The organism is Gordonia sp. p3-SID1431 (genome assembly GCF_025143765.1).
Classification (GTDB): domain Bacteria; phylum Actinomycetota; class Actinomycetes; order Mycobacteriales; family Mycobacteriaceae; genus Gordonia; species Gordonia hongkongensis.
In genome coordinates, this window is sequence record NZ_JAMBDT010000068.1 from 1 (window position 1) to 20,940 (window position 20,940).

The 20,940-nt window shown below is 68.3% G+C and carries 18 protein-coding genes and 1 pseudogene; 10 read left to right on the forward strand and 9 right to left on the reverse strand.

Going from position 1 to position 20,940, the window contains the following annotated elements; genetic code table 11:
• From M4D77_RS16285 to M4D77_RS16295, 3 genes are all read left to right on the forward strand, one after another.
• The coding region (locus M4D77_RS16285) for a helicase-associated domain-containing protein (protein WP_259936695.1) at nucleotides 1-1,786 on the forward strand (1,786 nt) is incomplete at its 5' end.
• A gap of 55 nt (nucleotides 1,787-1,841) precedes the next feature.
• Nucleotides 1,842-2,771: an oxygenase MpaB family protein gene (locus tag M4D77_RS16290; RefSeq protein WP_259936696.1), complete on the forward strand. Its 930-nt coding sequence runs from the start codon at nucleotides 1,842-1,844 to the stop codon at nucleotides 2,769-2,771.
• Between the two features lie 75 nt (nucleotides 2,772-2,846).
• Nucleotides 2,847-4,514 carry a DNA repair helicase XPB gene (locus M4D77_RS16295; protein WP_321179980.1) on the forward strand — a complete coding sequence of 556 codons (1,668 nt, stop codon included), beginning with the start codon at nucleotides 2,847-2,849 and terminating at the stop codon, nucleotides 4,512-4,514.
• Between the two features lies 1 nt (nucleotide 4,515).
• On the opposite strand, the gene M4D77_RS16300 is transcribed toward M4D77_RS16295, so the two are convergent.
• The 3 genes from M4D77_RS16300 to M4D77_RS16310 form a co-directional block, all read right to left on the reverse strand.
• Nucleotides 4,516-4,920 carry a type II toxin-antitoxin system VapC family toxin gene (locus M4D77_RS16300; protein ID WP_137810536.1) on the reverse strand — a complete coding sequence of 135 codons (405 nt, stop codon included), beginning with the start codon at nucleotides 4,918-4,920 and terminating at the stop codon, nucleotides 4,516-4,518.
• Entirely contained in the window at nucleotides 4,917-5,189 is a 273-nt protein-coding gene (locus tag M4D77_RS16305) for a type II toxin-antitoxin system Phd/YefM family antitoxin (RefSeq protein WP_068970595.1), read from the reverse strand. Before M4D77_RS16305 ends, M4D77_RS16300 begins: the two co-directional genes overlap by 4 nt.
• A 141-nt stretch (nucleotides 5,190-5,330) precedes the next feature.
• Nucleotides 5,331-7,004, reverse strand: a complete 1,674-nt coding sequence (locus tag M4D77_RS16310; protein WP_259936697.1) for a serine/threonine-protein kinase — start codon at nucleotides 7,002-7,004, stop codon at nucleotides 5,331-5,333.
• Between the two features lie 97 nt (nucleotides 7,005-7,101).
• Between M4D77_RS16310 and M4D77_RS16315 the strand changes: the two genes are divergently transcribed.
• On the forward strand, nucleotides 7,102-8,268 hold the full coding sequence (locus M4D77_RS16315) for a pyridoxal phosphate-dependent aminotransferase (RefSeq protein WP_259936698.1): 1,167 nt from the start codon (nucleotides 7,102-7,104) through the stop codon (nucleotides 8,266-8,268).
• A 432-nt stretch (nucleotides 8,269-8,700) separates the two neighbouring features.
• Here M4D77_RS16315 and M4D77_RS16320 read toward each other — a convergent pair.
• Nucleotides 8,701-9,683 (reverse strand): annotated as a pseudogene (locus tag M4D77_RS16320) (LLM class F420-dependent oxidoreductase).
• A 75-nt stretch (nucleotides 9,684-9,758) separates the two neighbouring features.
• On the opposite strand from M4D77_RS16320, the gene M4D77_RS16325 reads away from it, so the two are divergent.
• From M4D77_RS16325 to M4D77_RS16350, 6 genes are all read left to right on the forward strand, one after another.
• Nucleotides 9,759-10,340 carry a TetR/AcrR family transcriptional regulator gene (locus M4D77_RS16325; protein WP_259936699.1) on the forward strand — a complete coding sequence of 194 codons (582 nt, stop codon included), beginning with the start codon at nucleotides 9,759-9,761 and terminating at the stop codon, nucleotides 10,338-10,340.
• Nucleotides 10,333-11,919 (forward strand): NAD(P)/FAD-dependent oxidoreductase, encoded by a 1,587-nt coding sequence (locus M4D77_RS16330; RefSeq protein WP_259936700.1) that lies wholly within the window; start codon nucleotides 10,333-10,335, stop codon nucleotides 11,917-11,919. The genes M4D77_RS16325 and M4D77_RS16330 overlap by 8 nt, the downstream gene beginning before the upstream one ends.
• Complete coding sequence (locus M4D77_RS16335; protein ID WP_137810543.1) at nucleotides 11,916-13,634, forward strand: GMC family oxidoreductase N-terminal domain-containing protein; 1,719 nt, start codon at nucleotides 11,916-11,918, stop codon at nucleotides 13,632-13,634. Before M4D77_RS16330 ends, M4D77_RS16335 begins: the two co-directional genes overlap by 4 nt.
• A gap of 562 nt (nucleotides 13,635-14,196) precedes the next feature.
• The gene (locus M4D77_RS16340) at nucleotides 14,197-14,481 is read left to right on the forward strand and encodes a GIY-YIG nuclease family protein (protein ID WP_259936701.1); all 285 of its coding nucleotides are present in this window, start codon (nucleotides 14,197-14,199) and stop codon (nucleotides 14,479-14,481) included.
• A 41-nt stretch (nucleotides 14,482-14,522) separates the two neighbouring features.
• Complete coding sequence (locus M4D77_RS16345; RefSeq protein WP_205334210.1) at nucleotides 14,523-15,152, forward strand: alpha-ketoglutarate-dependent dioxygenase AlkB; 630 nt, start codon at nucleotides 14,523-14,525, stop codon at nucleotides 15,150-15,152.
• A gap of 216 nt (nucleotides 15,153-15,368) precedes the next feature.
• On the forward strand, nucleotides 15,369-15,887 hold the full coding sequence (locus M4D77_RS16350) for a hypothetical protein (RefSeq protein ID WP_259936702.1): 519 nt from the start codon (nucleotides 15,369-15,371) through the stop codon (nucleotides 15,885-15,887).
• A gap of 326 nt (nucleotides 15,888-16,213) precedes the next feature.
• On the opposite strand, the gene M4D77_RS16355 is transcribed toward M4D77_RS16350, so the two are convergent.
• The 5 genes from M4D77_RS16355 to M4D77_RS16375 form a co-directional block, all read right to left on the reverse strand.
• Nucleotides 16,214-16,549 carry a hypothetical protein gene (locus tag M4D77_RS16355; RefSeq protein WP_259936703.1) on the reverse strand — a complete coding sequence of 112 codons (336 nt, stop codon included), beginning with the start codon at nucleotides 16,547-16,549 and terminating at the stop codon, nucleotides 16,214-16,216.
• A 92-nt stretch (nucleotides 16,550-16,641) separates the two neighbouring features.
• A complete protein-coding gene (locus tag M4D77_RS16360; RefSeq protein WP_259936704.1) occupies nucleotides 16,642-17,532 on the reverse strand; it encodes an oxidoreductase in 891 nt (296 codons plus the stop codon).
• Nucleotides 17,533-17,652: 120 nt separating this feature from the next.
• On the reverse strand, nucleotides 17,653-19,368 hold the full coding sequence (locus tag M4D77_RS16365; protein ID WP_068970691.1) for an adenylate/guanylate cyclase domain-containing protein: 1,716 nt from the start codon (nucleotides 19,366-19,368) through the stop codon (nucleotides 17,653-17,655).
• Nucleotides 19,369-19,528: 160 nt separating this feature from the next.
• The gene (locus M4D77_RS16370) at nucleotides 19,529-20,080 is read right to left on the reverse strand and encodes a YceI family protein (protein ID WP_259936705.1); all 552 of its coding nucleotides are present in this window, start codon (nucleotides 20,078-20,080) and stop codon (nucleotides 19,529-19,531) included.
• A 125-nt stretch (nucleotides 20,081-20,205) separates the two neighbouring features.
• A complete protein-coding gene (locus tag M4D77_RS16375) occupies nucleotides 20,206-20,901 on the reverse strand; it encodes a hypothetical protein (protein ID WP_259936706.1) in 696 nt (231 codons plus the stop codon).
• Between the last annotated feature and the right edge of the window lie 39 nt (nucleotides 20,902-20,940).

A 20,940-nucleotide genomic window follows, 5' to 3' on the forward strand; every position in this document is an offset into this window, starting at 1 on the left:
GTCCTCCCCGGTCGCCCGACTGATCTCGTCGGGCCTCCTCGCGCGCATCGACGATCAGACCGTCGAGCTACCGCCGATGGTGGGCGCCGTGCTCCGCGAGGAACCTGCTTGGCGCACAGACGTGTTGGAGCCGCCACCGCTCCACGAACCCGGCGCGAAGCCACGTTTCGGGGCCAAGGCGGTCGACGCCGCAGCCGGCGGCGAGGCACTCGAACTCATCCGTCACCTCACCCAGCTGATCGCGGTCCTCGGCGCGACGCCGGCGGCGGTGCTCCGCTCCGGCGCGCTCGGCGTCCGCGAGCTCCGTCGTCTGGCGAAGCTGACCGGTCTCGAGACACAGCGGGTCGCGTTCCTCGTCGAACTCGCCGCCTATCTCCGGCTCATCGACGCGGGCTTCCCGGATCCCCCGCCGCCCAACGATTCCGGCGAGCAGTCCTTCGCGCCCACCTCCACCGCCGACACCTGGTTGCACCAACCGCGCGAACGCCAGTGGCTCGCGCTGGCCGACGCCTGGATGCACATGCCGCGCCGCGCCTGGCAGGTCGGCGAACCCGATCGCGACGGCAACGCGCTGCCGACGCTGGGCTCGGACCTCCACGACGCGTACGCCCCGGTGCAGCGTCAGCTCATCCTGTCCACCCTCGCCCACGCCGACCCCGCGGTGGGCGTCCCCGCCGACACCCTCCTCGCGAACCTGCACTGGCACCGCCCCCGTCAGATCCGGCGCTTCAGCCACCGCGTCGTCGCCGAGACCCTGCGTGAGGCACGGGAATTGGGCCTGGTCGCGCACGACGCTCTGACCACCGTCGGTCGTGCGTACACCATCGAGGAGTCACCGGACTCCGACCCCGCCGACGTCGACGCGGCGGTGCTCGCCGCGATGCGCAAAGCCCTGCCCGAACCGGTGGACCACTTCCTGACCCAGGCCGACCTGACGCTGACCGTCCCCGGCCCGATGACGCCCGAACTCGCCGAACAGGTGGAGCTCGTCGCCGATCTGGAATCGGGCGGTGCGGCATCGGTCTATCGGGTCTCACCCGAGAGCGTGCGCCGAGCGCTCGACGCGGGCCGCAGCAGCAACGAACTGCTCTCGATGTTCACGAAACACTCGAGAACCCCGGTGCCACAGTCACTCACGTATCTCATCGACGACGTCGCACGACGCCACGGCCAGTTGCGCGTGGGCGTCGCGTCGGCGTTCATCCGCTGCGAGGACCCGACGGTGCTCGCCGCCGTGCTGCGCAGCGCAGCCGCCGAACCGCTCGCGCTTCGCGCGCTGGCCCCCACGGTCGCGGTGTCGCCGTCGGAGGTCCGCGACGTGATCGATCAGCTGCGGGCGGCGGGATTCGCTCCGGCGGGCGAAGATTCGTCCGGAGCCCTGGTCGACCTCCGCGAACGCGGCAGCCGGGTTTCGGTGTCACGGGCACGTCGGCAGGCCCAGCCACGCCGGAACGCGCCGTCGGAGGCACAGCTGCGGTCGGTGGTGACCCGCATCCGCTCGACCGACCGGGCGGCGGCGGCGACCCCGGTGCGCGGCGCCGTCACGACGACCCCGGTGCGGGCGAGCGGCGGAGGCGAATCCGCCACCGCGCTCATCCAGCTCGCACTGCGCGCCAACCGCAGGCTGCGCGTGGGATACGTCGACGCACAGGGATCGGCGAGCCGGCATGTGGTGACCCCGAAGATCCTCGGCGCCGGCCAGCTCGTGGCCGTCGAGGAGGGCAGTAATGACGAGCAACGGTTCTCGCTGCACCGCCTCACCAGCGTCGAGCTGCTCGACGCCTGAGTCCAGCGGGTAGAGACATCCTGTGAAAGACGTCTCATCCTTGGTAGCCTCGGGTATGACCGCGGCACCGAAACTCCCCGCTCGCGAACATCTCGGCCTCGTCGCCGACACCTACCAGCACGACCTCGTCGCGCGGATGAAACCCGCGCCGAAGCGTCGCCGGGTGAAGCGGCCGGTCGATCTGGTCACCGCCATCGGGCCTTCTCTCGCCGGCACCAACGTGATCATGCAGCTCGCCAATCCGAAGGTCGGGTACGGCGTCCACGAGAGCCGTGTGCCGTCGGGCAATGCGATCAAGCGACCCATCAAACGGGGGCGCACCACCGGCACATTCCTCGCCGTCGCACTGATGGGCTCCGACGACGACAAGGCCTACATCCACGAGGCCGTCGGCCGCATCCACGACCAGGTGTACTCCACCCAGTCGAGTCCCGTCCGCTACAGCGGGAACGACTCGCGTCTGCAGCTGTGGGTCGCGGTGTGTCTGCTCAAGTACTTCATCGACCAGTACGAACTGCTCTATGGTCCGCTGAGCGCCGAGGAGAAGCAGATGGTGCTCACCGAGGCGCACCCGCTGGGCACCGCACTCAACGTTCCCCGGGACAAGTGGCCGGCGACCTACGACGAACTGCTCGTCTACTGGAACGCCGAACTGTCCTCACTGCGCATCGACGACCCGGTGCGCGACGAGCTCCGCAGCCTCGCCGACCTGTCCTTCCTGGAGTACCGCGTCGGAAAGCTCGGCACGCTGCTCCACGCCACGATCGGGCCGTCGCTCGCCTACGCGATCAAGGCCGGGCTGCCGCCGGAGTTCCGCACGATGATGCGGTGGCGGTGGACCGAACGCGACGAACGCCGCTATCAGCGGGCGCTCGCCGGCTTCCGCCGCGTCGACCCACTGGTGGCACCCGTACTGCGCGGAATCTTCCGGCTCAACATCATCGACCTGCGGGTCCGCCGCAAGCTCGGCATCCCCGTCTTCTGACTTCGCCGGGGTCACTCTCGTCACAGCGCAGGCCCGACGCTGACAATCGTCGGTGCGATCTGGACAATGGAGCGGGTGACCGATGGACCCCTGATCGTGCAATCCGACAAGACGCTGCTGCTCGAGGTGGATCACCCCGACGCCGCGGCGGCGCGCGCGGCGATCGCACCCTTCGCCGAACTCGAACGCGCCCCCGAGCACGTCCACACCTACCGGGTCACCCCCCTCGCACTGTGGAACGCCCGCGCCGCAGGTCACGACGCCGAACAGGTCGTCGACGCACTCGTGACATACTCGCGCTACGCGGTGCCCCAGCCGCTGCTGATGGACGTCGTGGACACCATGGGCCGGTTCGGTCGGCTGCAACTGGTCAAGCATCCCGCCCACGGGCTGACCCTCGTCAGCCTCGACCAGGCCGTCCTCATCGAGGTGATGCGCAACAAGAAGGTCGCCCCGATGCTGGGTGCCCGCATCGACGACGACACGGTCATCGTCCACCCGTCCGAGCGGGGTCGCCTCAAGCAGGTGCTGCTGAAGGTCGGCTGGCCGGCCGAGGACCTCGCCGGATACGTCGACGGCGAGGCCCACGCCATCGACCTCGCCCAGGACGACTGGCAGCTGCGTGACTACCAGGAGATGGCAGCCGACTCGTTCTGGGCCGGCGGCTCGGGCGTGGTGGTGCTCCCCTGCGGTGCCGGCAAGACGATGGTCGGCGCGGCGGCGATGGCCAAGGCCGGCGCGACGACGCTGATCCTGGTGACCAACACGGTCGCCGGCCGCCAGTGGAAACGTGAACTCATCGCACGCACGACGCTCACCGAGGAAGAGATCGGCGAGTACTCGGGCGAGCGCAAAGAGATCCGTCCCGTCACCATCGCCACCTACCAGGTGATGACGCGGAAGTCGAAGGGCGAGTACAAGAATCTCGACCTGTTCGACTCCCGCGACTGGGGTCTGATCATCTACGACGAGGTCCATCTCCTCCCCGCACCCGTCTTCCGGATGACCGCCGACCTGCAATCGCGTCGTCGACTCGGCCTCACCGCGACCCTGGTCCGCGAGGACGGCCGCGAGGGCGACGTCTTCAGCCTGATCGGACCCAAGCGCTACGACGCCCCGTGGAAGGACATCGAGGCACAGGGCTGGATCGCCCCGGCCGACTGCGTCGAGGTCCGGGTGACCCTGACCGACGAGGAACGCCTGCAGTACGCGGTCGCCGAACCCGAGGAGAAGTACAAGCTCTGCTCGACGGCCCACACCAAGGTCAACGTGGTCAAGGCGATCCTCGACAAGCACCGGGGTCAGCAGACCCTGATCATCGGCGCCTACATCGATCAGCTCGAGGAACTGGGCCGCGAACTCGACGCCCCGGTGATCCAGGGCTCGACGAAGAACAAGGAACGCGAGGTCCTGTTCGACCGGTTCCGCTCCGGCGAGTTGCAGACCCTTGTCGTGTCCAAGGTGGCGAACTTCTCCATCGACCTCCCCGAGGCGTCGGTCGCGGTGCAGGTGTCGGGGACGTTCGGGTCACGCCAGGAGGAGGCCCAGCGCCTCGGCCGGCTGTTGCGCCCGAAACGCGATGGCGGACAGGCGCATTTCTACTCGGTGGTGTCGCGCGACACCCTCGACGCCGACTACGCCGCGCACCGCCAACGGTTCCTCGCCGAGCAGGGATACGCCTACCGCATCACCGACGCCGACGACCTCCTCGGCCCGACGATCGGTGAGGGTTCAGCCGGCTGAGTCACAACTCGGCGCCTGGAGCGACCACCGGATAACCGAGCGCAGACGCACCCGCCGTGAGTCGCTGGTCGTAGGCGACGAACGCGGTCATCTCGGCGCGGATCACGGTTGCCGAGGCCAAGTGCAAGGCGTCGAGCGAGCGCAGCGAGGACGGGCCGATCGATTCGGCGATGTCGATGACGGCGGCGCTCAGCGGGATCACGTCCAGAGCATCGAGGAGATCACGCGCTCGCTCATGAAGGCCCGGGCTGCCATCACGCAACGCGGTGCGCATCAATTCGACTCGTCCCAGCGCACTCGTCACCGTCGGGACCCCTGGACGCAGCGCGAACCACTCGATCAGCGGTGCGGTCTCGGCCTCGCGCACCACGAGTTTCACCATCGCTGAGGTGTCGAGATAGATCAACGATCCTCGCGAACCTGGTCGAGGACTTCAGTGAGCGCGCGCGTCGGCAACGTCTCGGGGTGCAGCCCGGTTATGCCGCCCGCACGGCGGGCCGGCACGAGTATCCCGGCCTCGATGAGCGCGTCTCTACTTCTTTCCCCCGCAGACACCGGGACCAACCGCGCAACCGTGCGGCCTCGGTTGGTGATGGCCAACTCTTCCCCGGCCTCGACTTGCGCCAGATACTGCGAGGCGTGCTGCCTGAGCTCGCGGATACCGATCGTCCTCATTCCTGCAGGGTAGCACCTGAAGTGCTACTTGACCCCGTGCTTCCGGAGGAGCCTCACCTTCCGCTCCCTGATCCGGAAGAACGACCTGCCCCCTGCTCCCTGAGGAGCGCCCGGAGCTTGCGGAGGGCGCGTCACGAAGGGTCAGATCTCTACGAGGCAGTACCCGATCGACTCCGGCTCGTAGAAGACCCATGTCGTCTCCTCGCCCGCGCAAGTCACCGACGCATCCGACCGCGTCGTGACACGGGCGAGGACGGTCTGCGCCGTTGCGGCGCTCGTACAGGAGGCTTCCCGGTAGTCGGCGAGGGAGCCGCCCGACAGCGGCACCAGATAGCACAGATCCTCGTAGAAATTCGGTGTGAGACAGACCTTGTCGGAGCTACCCGGGAAGGTGAGCGTCGAGTTCTGCGGGCTCGCACACGACGACGACGCGGCGATCTTCGACGCGGTGTAGAAGTTGAGACCGGCCGAGTCGCAGTCGACCTTCGACGCGTTCACGCTCGTCGCCGACCCGGAGTCGGTCGCGATGCCGATGCACTCGCCGACCTGCACGTCCCCCGGTCCGTTGACCGCCGACGTCGAGGAGTCGGTGGTGCGGGGAGCAGACGTGCCGGCACCGGAGGTCGGGGTCTGCGGCCCAGCGGCCGTGGTGGACCGCGATGTGGAGGTGTCGCTCGCGGTCGGGGCGCTCGACACCTGCGTCGCGACGTAGACGACCCCGGCCGCGATCGCGAGCACGAGGACGGCCGCGAGCGACCCCAGTGCGATCAGCAGCCCGGACCGCTTCTTCGGTGGTGGCGCGTAGCCACCCTGCGAGGGGAACCCGCCGGGGTAGGTCCCCGGCTGCGACTGATACGGCGAATACTGCTGCGGCCCTTGGGAATAGGACACGGGGTTCACCGGAACGGGCGGGGCCGCCGGAACCGGCGGCACGGGCGACGGCGCGCGCACCGTCGGCTCCTTGGACAGCTGAGGAACGGTGAGCGCGCGTTCGAGGTCGACGGCGAAGTCGCGGCACGACCCGTACCGGCGGTCCGGCTCTTTCGCGAGGGCGCGACCGAACACCGCGTCGACATCGCCCGAAATACCCGGACGCAGGGTGGACGGTCGCGGCGGCATCGCCTGCAGGTGGCCGGCGATGATCGAGGCGGTGCCGGCACCCTGGAACGGCGGCCGCCCGGTGAGCAGTTCGAAGACGGTGGCCGCGAGCGCGTACTGGTCGGCGCGACCGTCGACCGGATCGCCGAGCAACTGTTCGGGTGAGGCATACGCGACGGTGCCGAGGAAGACGTTGGTCCAGGTGAGATGACTGACGTCCTGCTCCGACTTGGCGATCCCGAAGTCCGCGAGCAACACGCGCGGCTCCGGACCACCCGCGCCCTGCAGCAGGATGTTGGCCGGCTTGACGTCGCGATGAAGCAGCCCCGTCGCGTGGGCCCGGTCGAGCGCGGCGCCCACCGCGCGCACGATCGCGATCACCGTCGCGGTGTCGAGTCCCCGCGGGTTCTGCCGAAGCAGCTTCAGCGCATCGATGCCGTCGATGTACTCCATCGCGATCCACAGGTGGCCGTCGTACTCACCGGAATTGAAGATCGTCACGATCGACGGGTGGACGACGCTCGACGCGTGCTCGGCCTCTTTGACGAACCGCTGCCGGTACATCGGGTCGCGACTGAGATCGGCGGGCAACACCTTCAGTGCCTCGTTCCGCGGCAGGTGGGGATGCCGCGCGAGGTAGATCTCGCCCATGCCACCCCGGCCGACGAGTCGGATGATGGTGTAGCCGGCGAAGTGCTCGCCGGGATTGCGCGGCATCGCTCCTCCTCACCCGTGTCGGCGACTGGGGTCAGTCTGTCACCCCCGCAGCGCCCACCGCGACCGTTGAAGAGAGGACCTGTGCCACTGTGGGAACATGTCATCCGCGAACCGGACAGTCGACCGCCTGCGTCCGTTCACCACGACGATCTTCGCCGAGATGTCGGCGCTGGCCGTCGAGCACGACGCCGTGAACCTCGGACAGGGCTTTCCCGACACCGACGGGCCGGCATCGATGCTCGATGCCGCGCGCGAAGCCATCAGTGACGGTCGCAATCAGTACCCGCCGGGTATCGGTGTGCCGGAGTTGCGGCACGCGGTCGCGCGGCAGCAGCGTGACCGGTACGGCCTGGACTACGACCCCGACCGCGAGGTGTTGATCACGGTCGGCGCGACCGAGGCGATCGCCGGTGCCGTCGTCGGTCTGGTGGAGCCGGGTGACGAGGTCATCATGATCGAGCCCTACTACGACGCCTACGCCGCCGCTGTCGCGATGGCCGGGGGCGTGCGGCGCGTCGTGCCGCTGGTCCCCGACGGCGACGGCTTCCGTCTTGATCGCGAGCGGCTCGCCGCGGCCTTCGGGCCGAAGACGTCGATGGTGGTGGTGAACAGCCCGCACAATCCGACGGGGACCGTGCTGTCGACCGACGACCTCGCCGAGATCGCACGGCTGTGCGTCGAGCACGACGTCATCGCCGTCACCGACGAGGTCTACGAATACCTCGTCTTCGACGGACGGACGCACACCCCGCTCGCGGCGCTACCGGGTATGCGGGAACGCACGCTGCGTATCTCCAGCTCCGGCAAGACCTTCAACTGCACCGGCTGGAAGGTCGGCTGGGTGAGCGGTCCGCCCGAGCTCGTCGGCGCGGCGCGGACGGCGAAGCAATACATGTCCTATGTCGGCTCCGGGCCGTTCCAACCCGCGGTGGCACACGCGCTGGAGCACGAGTTGGACTGGGTCCGCGAGTCGGCGCGGGGGCTGCAGGCCAAACGCGACCTGATCTCGACCGCGCTGTCCGACGCCGGTTTCGTCGTACACCGTAGCGAGGCAACCTATTTCGTCTGTGCCGACCCTCGTCCCCTCGGCGTCGACGACGGCATCGAGTTCTGCCGAACGCTGCCCGAACGCATCGGCGTGGCCGCGGTGCCGGTCTGTGTGTTCACCGACGACCGCGAACCCTGGCACCACATGCTCCGGTTCGCCTTCGCCAAACGCGACGAGGTGATCGCCGAAGCCGCCGAGCGGTTGCGCCGGTTGTGACTCCACCCCCGCTGGTTGAGCCGGCCCCCCCTGGTTGAGCCGGCCCCGACACCCGCTGGTTGAGCCGGCACCGAGCGGAGCCGCCGGGCCGAGCAAGCGACGAAGGAGCGCGTCGAGGTCGAGGCGCCGAGTCGAAGCCACCTGGCGACCACCCCCGCTGGTTGAGCCGGCACCGAGCGCAGCGAGGCGCCGAGTCGAAGCCACCTGGCGACCACCCCCGCTGGTTGAGCCGGCACCGAGCGCAGCCGCCGGGCCGAGCAAGCGACGAAGGAGCGCGTCGAGGTCGAGGCGCCGAGTCGAAGCCACTTGGCGACCACCCCCGCTGGTTGAGCCGGCACCGAGCGCAGCGAGGCGCCGAGTCGAAGCCACTTGGTGACCTCGACAAGCTCGGCCAGCGGAAGGAGGCTCGGCCAGCGGGCGGGGCAATGCGGCTCAGCGCAGCGCCGGGATCACCCGCTGCTCGAACATCTCGAGGTCCTCGCGGTCGACGGCGATGTTCGGGAAGTAGCAGATCCCGTAGGACATCCCGGCGTCGGCGAGCCCGCGAAGGTTCTCGGCGACCTGTTCAGGCGTCCCAACCGCGGGCATCCCCCGGAACGCGCCCAAACTGCCGGAGGCAGCGTCGGGCCCGACGATCTTGCTCAGCCGGGCTTCGAGGTCGGTGAGCTTGCGCTCCACGTCGGCCTCGGTCTCGCCGAGCATCACGTTGTAATTGGCCGAGCGGGTGATCGACGCGAAGTCGCGTCCGAGGTCGGCGCAATGTTGTTGCAGGACGGACGATTTGTGCGCGAACCCGTCCGGCGTGCCGTCGAAGTTGGTGTAGTCGGCGTACTTGGCCGCGATACGCAGCGTCTTCTTCTCCCCGCCGCCGGCGATCCATAGTGGCAGCCGCCCGGCCGTGGGCTGCGGGGCGCAGATGGCGTCGTCGACGTTGTAGTGCTTGCCGTCGAGCGTCGCCCGTCCGGTCTCCCAGGCCTGCTTCATGATCTGCACGCCCTCGTCGAGCCGCGCCAGCCGCTCACCCGCCGACGGGAATCCGTAACCGTATGCACGCCATTCGTGTTCGTACCAGCCGCCACCGATGCCCATCTGCACGCGACCGCCGGAGATCAGGTCCGCGGTGGCGGCGACCTTCGCGAGGTACATCGGGTTGCGATAACCCATCGCGGTGCACATCTGGCCGATCTCGACCCGACTCGTGGTGGCGGCCAGGGCGGCCACGAGAGTCCACGCCTCATGCGTGGCCTCGTCGGTGGGCAGCGGGACGGTGTGGAAGTGGTCGTACACCCAGATCGAGTCCCAGCCGCCCGACTCGGCGCGGTCGGCGACCGACGACATCCCCCCCACTGGTCCGCGGGTTCCACACCCACGAGATCGAGACGCCAGCCCTGGGGAATGAAGAGTCCGAATCGCATGAGGTCCAACGTACCGGTGGAAAACTCTTCCGAAACTTACAAGCAGTCCGGACTGTTTGTGCTATCGTCGCTGACGTGACCGAGCCCACCCGAGCCCCACGTCGTCGTACGCAGGCCGAACGCACCGCGACCACCCGTGCGCTCATCCTCGACGCGACCGTCGACGCCCTCGTCGACGTCGGCTACGCAGCCACCACCACGCAGGAGGTGAACCGCCGCGCCGGCATCTCCCGCGGGGCGCTCCTGCATCACTTCCCCACCCGGGAATCACTGGTGGTCGCCGCGGTCGGGCACCTCGTCGAACGCCGGCTGGCAGAGATCCTGTCGCGGCCCCGCACGGGCGACGAGGGACTCGAGATCCTCGTCGAGGCGTTCAGCGGTCCGCTGTTCGACGCCGCTCTCGAGTTGTGGGTCGCCGCCCGCTGCGACGTCGGGCTACGAACCGCGATCATTTCGCTCGAACAACAGGTCTCCGACGCCCTCGCCGTCGGTTGTGCCGAGTTGTTCGGCGACCGGTACACCGCCGCGGAACTCGAACTCTCCATCGAACTCGCACGCGGACTCGCGGTGTCGCGCATCCTGCGCTCGCCCGACGCCGACCGCGCGCTGCTCGACCGACTCCTGCCCGTATGGAAGGAACTCCTGTCTCATGACTGAACCCAGTCCGACCCTCGCGCAGCAGGACACGCTGCCCCGGCGCGTCGACGTCCTCGTCGTCGGTGTCGGATTCGGCGGCCTCGCCGCCCTGCATCGTCTGCGAAAGGACCATCCGCAGCTGCAGACCCTGGCGATCGAGCGCGGCGACGGCGCGGGTGGTGTCTGGCGCGAGAACGACTACCCGGGCGCGGCCTGCGACGTCCCGACGTCCTTGTACTCGTTGTCGTTCGCGCCGAACCCGGAGTGGTCGCACACCTACGGGCGTCGCGACGAGATCCATCGGTATCTACGCTCGGTCGCAGTCGATTTCGCCGATCAGATCCGATACAACTGCGCGCTGACGTCGGCGCGCTGGGACGGTGGCACGCAGGAGTGGGTCGTCGACACGACCGACGGTGAGATCCGGTGCCGCTACCTGGTCGCCGCGCCCGGCGCCCTGTCCGAACCCGGCCTGCCGACCGTCCCCGGCGCCGACGAGTTCACCGGCACGATGTTCCACTCCGCCGACTGGGATCATTCCCACGACCTGCGCGGTCGACGCGTCGCGATCGTCGGCACCGGCGCGTCGGCGATCCAGATCGTGCCCGAGATCGTGGACGAGGTCGGGCATCTCACGGTCTTCCAGCGCACCCCCGCCTGGGTCGTCCCGCGTCTGGACCGCAACATCGGCACCCTCGAACGCGCGCTCTATCGTCGGGTTCCCGGTATCCACCGACTGGTCCGGCGGATGGTGTGGACCTATCGCGAGGCCTACGTCCTCATGATGGCCCGCAATCCCAAGCTGCTGCCGATCGCGAAGACCATCGCGCTGGCCCAGCTGCGTGTCCAGGTCCGCGACCGTGCGCTACGCCGTCGGCTCACCCCCGACTACACCATCGGCTGCAAGCGGATGTTGTTGACCAACAAGTGGTTCCCCGCCCTCCAGCGCGACAACGCGACCGTCACCGGCGCGATCACCCGCCTCACCGCACGCGGTGCCGTCGACGACCAGGGTCGCGAGCACGAGGTCGACACGGTCGTCTTCGCGACCGGGTTCACCCCCACCGAGCCGCCCATCGCGTCGGCGATCACCGGGCGCGACGGCCGCACGCTGGCCCACGCGTGGAAGGGTTCGCCGCGCGCCTACCGCGGGGTCGAGGTCCACGGCTTCCCCAATCTGTTCTTCCTGTACGGCCCCAACACGAATCTCGGTCACAGCTCGATCGTGCTGATGCTGGAGCCGCAGGCGTACTACATGAGCAAGGCACTCGCCGAACTCTCGCGTAGCGGCCGGTCGACCTTCGAGGTCACCGAGGATGCACAGGACCGCTACAACTCCGAACTCGATCCCGAACTCGAACGCACCGTCTGGAATTCGGGTGGCTGCTCGAGCTGGTACCTCGACTCCACCGGTCGCAACTCGGTGATGTGGCCGAAGTTCACGAGCGACTTCCGCCGGATGATGTCGTCCTTCGAACCCACCGACCACCGCTTCGACGCCGCGATCCCCGCCGCACCCGTCGACCAGGCAGTCACCACCGGATCAGACGCCGCATCCGACGCCACCGAATCCGACACCGAGAGGACCGTCGCACCGTGAGTTCCACCCCTGACCATTACGACGCCATCGTCATCGGCTCCGGTTTCGGCGGATCGGTTGCGGCCCTGCGACTCACCGAGAAGGGCTACCGCGTCGCGGTCATCGAGTCCGGTCGGCGTTTCTCCGACGGCGAGCTGCCCAAGACGAGCTGGCGCCTCAAGGACTACGTCTGGGCACCCGCGCTCGGACTGTTCGGGGTGCAGCGCATGCACCTGCTGCGCGACGTGCTCGTGATGGCCGGTGCGGGCGTCGGCGGTGGATCGCTGAACTACGCGAACACCCTGTACCGTCCGCTGCCGACGTTCTTCGACGACCCGCATTGGGGATCGATCACCGACTGGGCATCCGAGCTCGACCCGTACTACGACCAGGCCTCACGCGTGCTCGGCGTGACCACGTATCCGAAGGTGACGCCCGCCGACCGCGTGATCCGCAAGGTCGCCGAGGAGATGGGAGTCGGCGACACCTTCGTCCACACCCCGGTCGGCGTGTTCTTCGGCGAGGCGGGCAAGACGGTCGACGACCCGTTCTTCGGCGGCGCCGGCCCGGCACGCACCGGGTGCACCGACTGCGGCGCCTGCATGACGGGATGTCCGGTGGGAGCGAAGAACACGCTCGTCAAGAACTACCTCTACCTGGCCGAACAGGCCGGTGCCGAGATCATTCCGATGACGACCGTGGACACCGTCCGGCCGCGTTCGGGCGGCGGGTACGTCGTGGAGTCGCACCGGTCGGGCCGACGCTGGTCGCGCCGCGGGCGCCGCACCTTCACCGCCGATCACGTGGTGTTCGCCGCCGGGACGTACGGCACCAACAAGCTGCTGCTGGACATGCAGCAGGGCGGCCACCTGCCCGGGCTGTCGTCGCGCCTGGGCAAGGTGGTCCGCACCAACTCCGAGGCGGTCCTGGCCGCCACCGCACGCGACCTCGACATCGACTACACCGAGGGTGTCGCGATCACGTCGTCGTTCCACCCCAATGACCACACGCACATCGAACCCGTGCGATATGGCAAGGGCAGCAACCTCATCGGCATGTTGCAGGCCATTCTCGTCGACGGTGGCGGTCCGCTGCCGCGACTGCTGCAGGCGCTGATCGAGATGGTCCGTCACCCGGTGATCACGCTTCGCGGACTCTCGGTACGACGCTGGTCGGAGCGCACCATCATCGCACTCGTCATGCAGACCGCCGACAACTCGCTCGAGTTGTTCTCGCGCCGAGGTCGTTTCGGCCCGATGCTGCGCAGCCGGCAGGGCGAGGGCGATCCCCCGCCGACGTGGATCCCGGAGGGACACGAGGCGGTGCGCGCCGTCGCACGCGAGATCGACGGCGACGCCGGCGGTTCCATCGTCGACCTGCTGAACATCCCGATGACGGCCCACTTCCTGGGCGGCTGCTCGATCGGACGCTCGGCGGCCGACGGCGTGGTGGACCCGTACCACCGGGTGTTCAACCACCCGGGGCTGCACATTGTCGACGGCGCGACCGTCTCGGCCAACCTCGGCGTCAACCCGTCGCTGACCATCACCGCGCAGGCCGAACGCGCCCTGGCGATGTGGCCCAATGCCGGCGAGGCCGACCCGCGGCCCGAGCTCGGTGCGGCGTACCGGCCCGTCCAGCCGGTGGAGCCCCACCACCCGACGGTCCCCGCCCACGCGCCCGGCGCGCTGCGCCTCCCGATCACGCCGGTCTCCGACGCCACTCGCGCCGGCTGACCCGACACGCCAGCTGGTTGAGCCGGCACCATCCACTGCTGGTTGAGCCGGCACCGAGCGCAGCGAGGCGCCGAGTCGAAGCCACCTGGCGACCGATCATGCGAGGTGACCTCAACGCACGCGACCTCCCCGCGACGCTCGACCAACCCCCGCTGGTTGAGCCGGCACCGAGCGAAGCGAGGCGCCGAGTCGAAGCCACCTGGCGACCGATAATGCGAAGGGACCTCAACGCACGCGGCGTCCGCGCCGCGCCCGGTCGACGCTGCTCGGCCAGCGGCGGCCAACCCCCGCTGGTTGAGCCGGCACCGAGCGAAGCGAGGCGCCGAGTCGAAGCCACTTGGCGACCGATCATGCGAAGTGACCTCAACGCACGCGACCTCCCCGCGACGCTCGGCCAACCCCCGCTGGTTGAGCCGGCACCGAGCGAAGCGAGGCGCCGAGTCGAAGCCACTTGGCGACCGATCCGCGAAACCTGCCAACGACCCTGGGGACAGACTCGCCACGATCCGCTGGCTGTGGAGACATCGACCGATTCGTCGCAGCAATCCTCGACAGTCAGGTCGTGAGTGGCTTCCTCTACATCCTCGAATGTTCCGACGGCACGCTGTACGTCGGGAGCACTCGGAACGTCGAGCATCGAGTCGACCAGCACCAGACCGGAAACGGCTCGCGCTACACACGTCCTCGTCGGCCCGTCCGGCTCGTATTCCAGCAGGAGTTCCCCAACATCGGCGAGGCTTACGCGGCCGAGCGCCGACTCCACGGCTGGTCTCGCGCGAAACGGTCCGCCCTCGTCGCAGGACGGTTCGACCTGCTTCCGGAACTATCGCGCACGAATCCTAGGTAAAGCACTCGAACACACGTGCGATCTGGGTGTAGCCTGAAGTCATGTCTCTCGGCACCCAGGGCTCGTTGTTCTCTGAGCAGTCAGCGCAGCCGACGCTCGGCGACCTATCGACATCAATCTCGCGTCGTCCACTCACCGACGGGGCGTGGGTCGACCTGTGTCCCGGTTGGATCAGTGGAGCCGACGACCTCTTCGACCGCCTCCGCGAGTGCGTCCCCTGGCGGGCCGAGCGTCGTCGTATGTACGAGCGGGTGGTCGAGGTTCCGCGGCTCGTCTCGATCTACCAGGCCGATGACCGATTCCCCGACCCGATCATCACCGGCGCACGCGCCGCACTGACCGAGCACTACCGCGACGAACTGCCGGAGGGATTCGCGACTGCCGGGATCAGCCTCTATCGCGACGGCAACGACTCGGTTGCGTGGCACGGCGACCGCATCGGCCGGGCATCCACACACGACACGATGGTCGCCATCATCTCGCTCGGTTCACCTCGGCCACTCATGCTCAGACCCCGCGGTGGCGGTCGGTCACTGAAATTCACGCTGTCGTCGGGCGACCTACTCGTCATGGGCGGCAGTTGTCAGCGCACCTGGGAGCACGCGGTTCCCAAGGTGCGCGGCGTCGGCGCCCGTATCAGCATTCAACTGAGGCCGCCTGGAGTGTGGTGACCTGATTCGCCCTCCGCTGGCCGAGCAGCGTCGACCGAGCGCAGCGAGAACGCCGCGCCCGTCGAGGTCACCAAGTGGCTTCGACTCGGCGCCTCGCTCCGCTCGGGGCCGGCTCAACCAGCGGAGGTGGCGCGACCGACGAAGTGACCCTACGCACACGCCGATCCTCATGCTTTAATCATTTCGTTATAAACCGTGAGGGACCGAGAGAAGTCGATGAAGCGCACCCGTATCGCCGCCGCCCTGCTCGCCACCGCCGCACTGGCGCTGCCCGTCGCACCGGCGACCGCCAGCCCGCTCGACACACTCTTCGGGAGCGCGAGCGGCAGCCTCGACTCCGGCAGCGCCGCGCTCGGCTCGTCCGGCGGCGACAAGGTCACGCACTACGGCAAGCTCGGCCGCCCCGGCGCACCGAACGGCATCAAGTCGATCAACGTCTGGGTGTACACACCGAACAACACCGCGGCCGTCGTGCCCAACACCTATCCGAAGAACTCGCGTCTGGGTGTGCGCTGGAACTCGATCATCGACGCCGGGCCGATCGTCGACGGCAACGAGTGCCGTATGGAGGTCCGCCTGTCCGGACCCAAGGTCCCCAAGCAGGCCTCGCTGTTCAAGACCCAGGACTGCACCGCGGTGAAGTCCTACTTCTTCAAGGGCGCAGGCGATTTCACGATCCGCGTCACCGACACCATCTCGGGCGCGTCGAACAGCATCGCGTTCAGCGTGCAGTAGTCGCCTCAGCGCACCCCGACGAGGACCTGAATGGGGAGAATGCACTCCCCCGCTCGCGTGGGCGCCCCGATGGTCACGACCGACAGTTGGCCAGGGCTTCTCCAGGGCCCGTACGCACCGAAGGTCGTGGCGGCGAGCGACGGAACGATGCAGCCCGCCTCCACCCCGGTGCTCACCGGTACCACCATTGCAGGACGACGCCGAGACGACGATCGCCGACCCCGCCACGCAACCGGTGGGTTCGGCCGAGGCCGGCGCCGCGGCCACCGTCGCCAGCGCGGCGCCGCCGACGCACAGGGCGCCGGCAACCAGGGTGCGCGCCAGGATCACCGCACGCCCGTGATCGCAATAGCCGGGAGTATGCACTTCCCGACGTTCGTCTGAGCGCCGATGGTCACGACCGACAGCTGCCCCGGTGCGCGCCAGGGGCCGTTTGCGTTGGTGAGTGTCGCGACCATGGTCGAGTCCAGACATGCAGCCTGCACCCGATGCTCCCCCGTACCGCCACTGCAGTAGGACGCGGCGACGACGACGGCCGCCCCGGCGACGCAACCGGTGGGTTCAGCCGACGCCGGCGGGGCAGCGAGAGTCGACAGGGCCGCGCCAGCGGCGCATACCCCTCCGGCCAGGACGACGCGCAAGGAACGTTTCGAGAGAGTCATGGCGAGAATCTAAGGCATGCAGCGTCCGAAGTTTTTTATCTCGAACATCATTCGTCCGTTCATGGGAACGGACGACGCGGTGACTCCAACCGTCAGCCGGCGGCCCCGACGTCGAACTTCTCCCCCGTGAGCCGCTCCGATTCCTCCCACAGCGCTGCCCGGAAGTCGACGTCGTCGGCAGCTTTCTTGTACCCGCTACGTCCGGGGGCGCCGCGCATCCCGAAGAACTGCGTCGGCCCGTAGAACGTCCCGGATTTCGCATCCGGCAGGGTCGCCGCGTACAGCTGAGGCAGCGCCCCGTCGGCCGCCGGCTGGGCGATCGGCAGCTTGTTGCCCAGCTTCGCGAAGAAGTCGGAGAAGTTCTCGGTCCTGCCCTGCAATTCCGTTGAGGCGTAACCCGGATGGGCGATCAACGACTTCTTCGACGACCCGGCCGCCGCCAGCCGTGCGGCGAGCTCCTTGCCGAACATCAGGTTGGCCATCTTGGAGTCGCCGTAGGCCCGCCAGCGCCGGTAGCGGCGTTGTTCCCAGTTCAGGTCGTCGAGCTGAATGTCGCCGATCTGGTGCATCGTCGACGACACGGTGACCACCCGTTCGGTGATCTTCGGCAGCAGCAGCGCCGTGAGGGCGAAATGGCCGAGATGATTGGTGCCGATCTGCATCTCGAAACCGTCGGTGGTGCGTCGGAACGGGACCGCCATCAGTCCCGCGTTGTTGATCAGCACGTCGGCGCCGGTCACCCCGGCGGCGAAGGCGCGCACGGATTCGAGGTCGGCGAGGTCCAGTTTGGCGACGGTCGCCTTCGGCCCCAGCTCCGACGCCACAGCATCGGCCTTGGCAGTGTTGCGGCACGCCAGCACCACCTCGGCACCGGCGCGGACGAGCACCTTCGCGGTCTGATACCCGAGTCCGCTGTTGGCACCGGTCACCACGAACGTCCGGCCCGTCTGGTCCGTCACGTCCGCTGTCGTCCAACCACTCATCGCGACCCCCTGGGATGCGTCGTCATGCCCGGCAACCTAACCGGGACCGTGCGGCCCACGCTATTGACGCATAGGGACGGCGTCAACGATTCATCTCTTCCGCCGAGCGCAGCGAAGGCTTCACCCGCCGAAGAACGTGGTCAGCCGCAACGGGTTGGCGCCGACGATGCGACGTGCGGGCCGTAGCAATTCCGCGATGAGGTTGGTCGACGTCCCCAACCGCTCGACGAGTTCGATCGGCGCATGGAAGGCGGTGGGCTCGGAACGCCCGCGCATGATCCGCGTGCCGAGCAGCTTCCACTCCTGCGCTTCCTCGCCGGCGGCGTCGATGGCCGCGCCGCTGGCCAGAGCCGGGATGCGTCCGGTCTTGGCCATGTCGGACAGCCGAGCGCACTCGTTGACCGGGTCGCCGATGACGGTGTACTCGTAGCGTCGTTCGGCGCCGATGTTGCCGGCGAACGCCTCCCCGTAGGAAACGCCGATCCCCCAACGGATGTCGAGGCTGCTGGCGAGCCGGTCCGCGAGGTCGCGGGCGGCGCCGAGCGCGGCGCCCGCGGGGTCGTCGATCTCGACGGGCGCGCCGAAGACGGCGAGCGCGGCGTCGCCCTCGAATTTGTTGACGAAGCCGGAATGTTGATCGACGACGTCGGCGACGATGCTGAAGAAGGCATTGAGCAGGGCGGCGGTGTCGTCGGGACTACGCTGCTGCGCCAGCCCCGTCGATCCGACGATGTCGACGAACAGGACGCCGACGCGGGTGTTGGTGCCGTGCATGCCGACACCGTCGGAGATCGCGAGCTCGGCCACGGTGTCGCCGACGTGTCGCGCGAATATCTCACGCATGCGGTCCCGTTCGGCGAGACCCTCGACCATCCTGTTGAAACCGTGTTGCAGCACACCGAGTTCCGAGGAGTCGTACACGGGCACGCGAGCCTTGTAGTCACCGTGGTCCACGCGGTGCACCGCCCGGCGCATCTCCGTCAGCGGATCGGTGATCGCCTGTCCCACAAGCGCGATGACACGGGCTCCGGATGCGAGGCCCACCAGGCAGAGGATCACGGTTGTCCAGTCGACCGCGCCGTGGACATCGGGCAGCAGACCGGTCCAGCGCCCCGCGTTGACCGTCAACAGACCGACCATCGGCACCGCCGAGCTCACCGCCCACACGGCCAGCATCCGCACGCGCACACCGTTCATGACGTGGTTCGTGGGGAAGTCCTCGAGGACGACGACGGCCAGAGGGCGGGCCGCGCGTTCGGCGAACAGATAGGTGAGACAGGCACTCGACATACCGGCCAGCGCGAAGGCGACCGCGACTCCGGCGACCGTCGCGGTCGTGAGCTCTTCGGCGATGAACACGTAGAACAGCGCCGCGGCGCTCCAGGAGACGACCGTGACTCCGAGCTGCACGATCGGTATCCGCTGTACGGCGCGTCGACGGGCATGGTCGGCGGGTTGACAGCTGATGAACCAGCGCAGCTGGGGCCGGACCGCCAGCATCCCCAGCAGCAGATTCGTCAGGATGCCGACGATGATCGCACCCACGACCACGGGAAAATTCGGCGCGCCCAGCGTCTCGTCGAAGGTGAGTTGGCCGCCGTTGAAGGCGAGTTGGACGAGCAAGAAGGTCTCGACGCCGATCACCGTATTGCTGGCGATCACGGCGGTCATCGCGGTGACGGTGGCGTGCAGGGCGATCTTGCTGCGCATGGGCGGGCCGATCCGGGCCCATCCCCGGGGGCTCGGAACCGTCGAGGTGCCCCACAAGAAACCCGCGGTGCGTCGGCGCAGACGTGTCCACGGCACACCACGACGGGTCCGGCGTGGTCGTCCCATCGGCTTCTCCTGCCTGACGGCGTTCCCCGAAGCCTACCCAAGGGAGAGCCGACCATCCCGCTGGTTGAGCCGCCACGCGGACGCGAAGCGGCCACACGGCGTGTCGAAATCACAAATGGACCGGCACCTCACGGTGCCGGTCCATCGGGGATCGTGCGGATCAGGCCTGCAGGGCCTCGATCTCGAGCGTGATGGTGATCTTGTCGCCGACGACGACGCCACCACCCTCGAGCGGCATCTCGATGTCGATGCCGAAGTCCTTGCGGTTGATGACGACCTTCGCCTCGAAGCCGGCGACGGCGCCCTGGCCCATGCCGGGGTTGGTGCCCTCGAACTCGAGCTCGAGCGTGACGGGCTTGGTGACGCCCTTGAGGGTGAAGTCGCCGTCGAGGAGGTAGTCGTCGCCGTTCTGGCGGACGCCGGTGGAGCCGAAGGTGGCCTTCGGGTACTTCTCGGCGTCGAAGAAGTCAGCGGACTTGATGTGGCCGTCGCGCTGCTCGTTGCGGGTGTTGATCGAGGTGACGTCGATCTCGGCCTGGACGGCGGGGGTGCCGTTCTCGTCGACGGTGATGGTGCCGGAGAAGGTGTCGAAGCTGCCGCGGACCTTGCTGACCATGAGGTGCTTCACGGAGAAGTTCACCGCGGAGTGCACGGTGTCGATGGTCCAGGTGCCGGCGGGGATGGGTGCCTTGACGGTGGTGGCGGGGGTCATGTCGTGGTCCTTCCAAAAATTTTCGGTTCGGGTCTCGATCGATGGCTGGTGGGCCTTCGCGACCCGTCACCAGACACTAACCGGACCGCGGTCCGATTTCATCCCCACCGGCGTTGTGATCTACATCACCGTCGAACCATCAGTGCTCCGATCGCGGCGATGGCGATTCCACGCGGCGCCTCGTAGATGAATCCCGAGATTCCGGCGACCGCGGGAATCGGCAGCATGAAACCGACCATGCCGACGACGGTGAGGATGCCGATCCAGAGCGGGACCGCCCGGTTGCGGATGAGGCTGGCGCCGAACATCCCCATACCTACCAGCATCACGAGCCCGCCGACCGTGTTGAGCAGCTCGAAAGCGGTGGTACCCAGCATCGAGTCGTCGGCGGCGATGAGCGCGGCCTTGTCCGGGTCATGCGCGAACGGGTACGCGACGAACAGCTCGACGATGAGGTGCCCGGTCGCGGTGACGAGATTGCCGACCGCGTAGGCGACGAGGCCGATCAGCCCGGCGATCCCGATCCGGGGTGCCAGCCACGCGTACATCCCGGGCAGGCCGAGCAGCAGCAGCGTCGTGCCGACGGCGAGCAGGATCTGCGCCCACGGTGAGCCCACCGCTTGAAGCGCCTCCACGGAGTGGGCCTCGCCGTCGACGATGGGATGCAACGTCCCGCCGGCGATGCAGGCGACTCCGCCGAGGGTCAGGGCTCCGCCGCTGAGACGGCGTAGGACCGGCCAGCTCGGGCTGCGAAACGGGCCGGGTGTGTCGCCATCCGACGCGTCGTGGTTCTGGTTCTGGGTGTGTGCAGTGGTTGTCATGACGACAACGCTGACAACCCGCGCTGGTGTTAGCCTTGT

Excerpts from the sequence above, each read along its gene's own strand:
- M4D77_RS16370 (WP_259936705.1), bottom strand. The coding sequence starts at position 20,080 with ATGACCCCCGCCACCACCGTCAAGGCACCCATCCCCGCCGGCACCTGG.
- M4D77_RS16365 (WP_068970691.1), bottom strand. The coding sequence starts at position 19,368 with ATGGGACGACCACGCCGGACCCGTCGTGGTGTGCCGTGGACACGTCTG.
- M4D77_RS16305 (WP_068970595.1), bottom strand. The coding sequence starts at position 5,189 with ATGAGGACGATCGGTATCCGCGAGCTCAGGCAGCACGCCTCGCAGTAT.
- M4D77_RS16290 (WP_259936696.1), top strand. The coding sequence starts at position 1,842 with ATGACCGCGGCACCGAAACTCCCCGCTCGCGAACATCTCGGCCTCGTC.
- M4D77_RS16355 (WP_259936703.1), bottom strand. The coding sequence starts at position 16,549 with ATGACTCTCTCGAAACGTTCCTTGCGCGTCGTCCTGGCCGGAGGGGTA.
- M4D77_RS16310 (WP_259936697.1), bottom strand. The coding sequence starts at position 7,004 with ATGCCGCGCAATCCCGGCGAGCACTTCGCCGGCTACACCATCATCCGA.
- M4D77_RS16360 (WP_259936704.1), bottom strand. The coding sequence starts at position 17,532 with ATGAGTGGTTGGACGACAGCGGACGTGACGGACCAGACGGGCCGGACG.
- M4D77_RS16345 (WP_205334210.1), top strand. The coding sequence starts at position 14,523 with ATGTCTCTCGGCACCCAGGGCTCGTTGTTCTCTGAGCAGTCAGCGCAG.
- M4D77_RS16350 (WP_259936702.1), top strand. The coding sequence starts at position 15,369 with ATGAAGCGCACCCGTATCGCCGCCGCCCTGCTCGCCACCGCCGCACTG.
- M4D77_RS16375 (WP_259936706.1), bottom strand. The coding sequence starts at position 20,901 with ATGACAACCACTGCACACACCCAGAACCAGAACCACGACGCGTCGGAT.
- M4D77_RS16330 (WP_259936700.1), top strand. The coding sequence starts at position 10,333 with ATGACTGAACCCAGTCCGACCCTCGCGCAGCAGGACACGCTGCCCCGG.
- M4D77_RS16315 (WP_259936698.1), top strand. The coding sequence starts at position 7,102 with ATGTCATCCGCGAACCGGACAGTCGACCGCCTGCGTCCGTTCACCACG.